3 protein-coding genes and 1 pseudogene are annotated in these 4,365 nt (G+C 73.8%); 2 read left to right on the forward strand and 2 right to left on the reverse strand.

Annotation, left to right across the window (positions count from 1 at the left end):
- Nucleotides 1–392, forward strand: a pseudogene (locus ACFW2E_RS34810) (DUF664 domain-containing protein); the annotation flags it as partial.
- On the opposite strand, the gene ACFW2E_RS34815 reads toward ACFW2E_RS34810, so the two are convergent.
- Nucleotides 389–2,029, reverse strand: a complete 1,641-nt coding sequence (locus tag ACFW2E_RS34815) for an ABC-F family ATP-binding cassette domain-containing protein (RefSeq protein WP_384472329.1) — start codon at nucleotides 2,027–2,029, stop codon at nucleotides 389–391. The pseudogene ACFW2E_RS34810 and the gene ACFW2E_RS34815 sit on opposite strands and share 4 nt — an antisense overlap.
- A gap of 36 nt (nucleotides 2,030–2,065) precedes the next feature.
- Nucleotides 2,066–3,094 (reverse strand): oxidoreductase, encoded by a 1,029-nt coding sequence (locus ACFW2E_RS34820; protein WP_384472332.1) that lies wholly within the window; start codon nucleotides 3,092–3,094, stop codon nucleotides 2,066–2,068.
- 90 nt (nucleotides 3,095–3,184) lie between these two features.
- Here ACFW2E_RS34820 and ACFW2E_RS34825 point away from each other — a divergent pair, with 90 nt between their 5' ends.
- Complete coding sequence (locus tag ACFW2E_RS34825; protein ID WP_384472334.1) at nucleotides 3,185–4,099, forward strand: FAD-dependent oxidoreductase; 915 nt, start codon at nucleotides 3,185–3,187, stop codon at nucleotides 4,097–4,099.
- Nucleotides 4,100–4,365: the final 266 nt, after the last annotated feature.

A 4,365-nucleotide genomic window follows, 5' to 3' on the forward strand; every position in this document is an offset into this window, starting at 1 on the left:
CATTCTACAATGACACGAACGCCGACCTTTGGGCGCGGGCCGAGAAGACACGGGAGCGAATCGTCGGCCTGTACCGGCGGGCGTGAGCCCACTCCGACGAGACGATCGAGTCGCTGCCCCTGGACGCCGTGGGCCTGCTGCCGGGCGACACGGGCCGTGAGGTGACGCTCCACCGGAGCCTCACCCACATGATCGCCGAGACCCAGCGGCACGCCGGACACGCCGACATCGTCCGGGAGCTCCTCGACGGAGCCGCGGGACAGCGGCCGAACGGAACCAACATGGCTCCCGGGGACGCCGCCCCGTGGGCGGAGCACCGGGACCGGGTGGAGCGCGCGGCGAAGGAGGCCGCCCCACCGGGCCGCGGGCTCCGGCCGGGCGGGCGCGTCTAGCGCTCGGTGACCTTGCCGTCCGCCACTTCGAGGCGGCGCGTGACACGCACCGCGTCCAGCATCCGCCGGTCGTGGGTGACCAGGAGCAGCGTGCCCTCGTAGGAGTCGAGGGCCGACTCCAGCTGTTCGATGGCGGGCAGGTCGAGATGGTTGGTCGGCTCGTCGAGGACGAGGAGGTTGACGCCCCGGCCCTGGAGCAACGCCAGGGCGGCGCGGGTGCGTTCGCCCGGGGACAGGGTCGCCGCCGGCCGCAGCACATGGTCCGGCTTCAGGCCGAACTTGGCCAGCAGGGTGCGGACCTCGACCGGCTCCGTGTCCGGGACGGCCGCGCGGAAGGCGTCCAGCAGTGCCTCCGGCCCGTGGAACAGCTTGCGGGCCTGGTCGACCTCGCCGACCAGGACGCCCGAACCCAGCGTCGCATGCCCGGCGTCCAGCGGCACGCGGCCGAGCAGCGCGCCCAGGAGCGTCGACTTGCCCGCGCCGTTCGCGCCGGTCACCGCGACCCGGTCCGCCCAGTCGACCTGCAGCGAGACCGGTCCGAAGGTGAAGTCGCCGCGCCGTACCTCCGCGTCGCGCAGCGTCGCGACCACGGCGCCCGAGCGGGGCGCGGCCGCGATCTCCATGCGCAGTTCCCACTCCTTGCGCGGCTCCTCGACGACCTCCAGGCGCTCGATCATGCGCTGGGTCTGGCGGGCCTTGGCGGCCTGCTTCTCGCTGGCCTCGCTGCGGAACTTGCGGCCGATCTTGTCGTTGTCGTTGCCCGCCCTGCGCCGGGCGTTCTTCACGCCCTTGTCCATCCAGGAGCGCTGCATCTGCGCGCGGTCCTGCAGAGCCGTCCTCTTGTCGGCGTACTCCTCGTAGTCGTCGCGCGCGTGCCGGCGGGCCACCTCGCGCTCCTCGAGGTAGGCCTCGTAGCCGCCGCCGTAGAGATTGATCTGCCGCTGCGCGAGGTCGAGTTCGAGGACCTTGGTGACCGTGCGGGTGAGGAACTCGCGGTCGTGGCTGACGACGACCGTGCCCGCGCGCAGTCCCGTCACGAAGCGTTCCAGGCGCTCCAGGCCGTCCAGGTCGAGGTCGTTGGTGGGCTCGTCGAGCAGGAAGACGTCGTAGCGGGAGAGCAGGAGCGAGGCGAGACCGGCACGGGCCGCCTGGCCGCCGGACAGCGACGTCATCGGCTGGTCCAGGTCCACGGCCAGGCCCAGCGAGTCGGCGACCTCCTCCGCCCGCTCCTCCAGGTCGGCGCCGCCCAGGCCGAGCCAGCGCTCCAGGCTCGTGGCGTACGCGTCGTCGGCCCCGGGCGCCCCCTCGACCAGTGCCTGCGTCGCCTCGTCCATCACCCGCTGCGCCTCGGTGACGCCGGTGCGGCGGGCGAGGAACTCGCGCACGGTCTCGCCGGGGCGCCGCTCCGGCTCCTGGGGCAGGTGGCCGACGGTCGCGGTCGGCGGGGAGAGGCGCAGTTCGCCGTGCTCGGGCGCGAGCAGCCCGGCGAGCATCGTGAGGAGCGTGGACTTGCCCGCGCCGTTGGCGCCGACCAGCCCGATCACGTCCCCGGGCGCGACGACGAGGTCGAGACCGGAGAAGAGCGAGCGGTCGCCGTGGCCGGCGGCGAGGTTCTTGGCGACGAGGGTGGCAGTCATCAGACCCCCGATCCTAATGGCCGTACGCGGTGCCGGTCAGCGGGCCACCGCCTCCACCAGCACGCTTCCCGAGGTCCGGGCCACCACGAAGGAGGCGCCCTTCACCGCCTCGGCGTCCAGCGCGATGCGGTGCCGGCCGGCCTCGAGGACGCCGTCGAAGACCTCCCGGGTGTGGGTGCGGTAGAGCCGGTCGAGGCGGTACGCGGTGAGACGGACCCGGCAGGGCGAGGTGACCTCGATGCCCGCCTCGCCGTCGGCCGCCACCAGGCGCGTCAGGCGTCGCTGTGCCACGGGGCGGCGGTCCAGGGCGTGTTCGATCTGCGCGACGAGGAGGGGGACGATCGGAGCGAGTCCCTCGACATAGGCCACGTCGACACCGGCGCGCTCGAACGCCTGTCGTACGGCGGCCCGTTGCGGTTGGCCGATCGCCCGGCCGAAGGCGACGGCACCGTAGGCGCGCAGCTCCTCCGGGGGAACGCCGTCGGCGTCCTGGGCGATGTCGGCGCCGATGCCGATGGTGCGCAGGGCGGCAGCGAGCTTGGCCAGGACGGCGACGCGGGCGCCGATCAGCAGCACCCGGCTGCGGGACGCGCCCGGGGCGCCGGCGCCGTCCAGGAGGGCGCCGAGAGCCTCGCGGTACTCGGGGCCGTGGAAGCGGAAGGGCCCTATGCCGTGATAGCCGTTGAGCTCCAGGTCGGCCCGCTCGTCCGTCTGCCAGGCGAAGTCCTGCCAGATGTAGTCGTCGCCGTCCCGTTCGATGACGGCGGTGACCGCGCCACAGGCCAGGTCCTCGCAGTCGGGGCAGCCGTAGATGACGTAGCGGCCGTCGGGCAAGGGTGCCTCGCTCTCCAGCAGCAGGCTGCGGACCTGTGCGGTGAAGATCGCGGGAGGCACGTCGGAGGCGAGCGGGGAGACGGCGTCCAGGTCGGAGAGCTGGAACAGCAGCGGTCGTCCGTCGACGATGAAGTCCACGAAGTCCCGGTGGACCTGGTAGCCGCCGTCGGGCAGGACACCGCCGGCGCGCATCGCCGGTGCCAGGCCGAAGGACACGTATGCGGCAGACATGCTGTGAGTATCCCCAGACTGGGATGCATGTGAGCGCGGCATGACATATTTCGCTAACGTCCCCGCGTGGAACTTGAGCCGAGTGACGATGTGATCGTGGTGGGCGGCGGGGTCATCGGGCTGAGCACGGCCCTGGTGCTCGCCGAGAGCGGGGCGCGGGTACGGGTGTGGGCGCGGGAGCCCGCCGAGCGCACGACCTCGGCGGTCGCCGGTGCACTGTGGTGGCCGTACCGCATCGAACCGGAGCCGCTGGTCGGTGCCTGGGCCCTCGAGTCGCTCGTCGTGTACGAGGAGCTCGCGGCGCGACCGGAGGAGACCGGCGTACGCCTGGTCGAGGGCGTACACCAAGGGATGCGGCTGGACGGGCTCGGTGCCTGGGCCGCACGGGTGCCGGGGCTGCGCGCCGGGGACGAAGGGCTGCGGGCGAGGCTGCCGTTGATCGACATGCCGGTCCATCTGGCGTGGCTGCGGCAGCGGTTGCTCGAGGCGTCCGGCTCGGTCGAGGAGCGGACGGTGACCGACCTGGCCGCGGTACCGGCTCCGGTCGTGGTCAACTGCACCGGGCTGGGGGCCCGTGCCCTGGTGCCGGACCCGGCCGTGCGGCCGGTGCGCGGCCAGCTGGTCGTCGTGGAGAACCCGGGGGTCACCACGTGGTTCACGTCCGTCGAACACTCCTCGGACGCCTCCACCTACTTCTTTCCGCAGCCGGGCGGGCTGATCCTGGGCGGTACGGCGGAGGACGACGCGTGGACCCCGACGCCGGATCCGGCGGTGGCCGCGGAGATCGTCGCCCGCTGCGCGGCGGTCCGTCCCGAGATCGCCGGGGCACGGGTCCTGGCGCACCGGGTCGGACTGCGCCCCGTACGGGACGCGGTACGGCTGGAGCGGCAGCCGCTGCCGGACGGACGGCTGCTGATCCACAACTACGGCCACGGCGGGGCCGGGGTCACCGTGGCATGGGGCTGCGCCCGGGAGGCGTCCCGGTTGGCCCGCCCGGCCGGCTGAGCCGTGGCCGGCCGACGGCCGGTGCGGCATCCGGCAACGGCGATACGTGCGCCTGCCGGCACCCGGGGTCAGGCGGCCGTCTCGTCTGCACGCGCGAACCGGGGCCTGCGCCCCGCTCGGCCTGCGCCGGAGGGCATCCGGTCGATGACGATCCGGCACGGCCGCACGCCGGACCCGCGACCGGCGACCGCAGCCCGGCAACACCACAGCGCCCCTGCCCGGCGCGGCGCGGGGGGGGGCCCGGCGGGGCACGAGGGGCGGGGGGC

Origin of the sequence: Streptomyces sp. NPDC058964, from assembly GCF_042741275.1 — a bacterium.
Classification (GTDB): Bacteria; Actinomycetota; Actinomycetes; order Streptomycetales; family Streptomycetaceae; genus Streptomyces.

Excerpts from the sequence above, each read along its gene's own strand:
- ACFW2E_RS34815 (WP_384472329.1), bottom strand. The coding sequence starts at position 2,029 with ATGACTGCCACCCTCGTCGCCAAGAACCTCGCCGCCGGCCACGGCGAC.
- ACFW2E_RS34820 (WP_384472332.1), bottom strand. The coding sequence starts at position 3,094 with ATGTCTGCCGCATACGTGTCCTTCGGCCTGGCACCGGCGATGCGCGCC.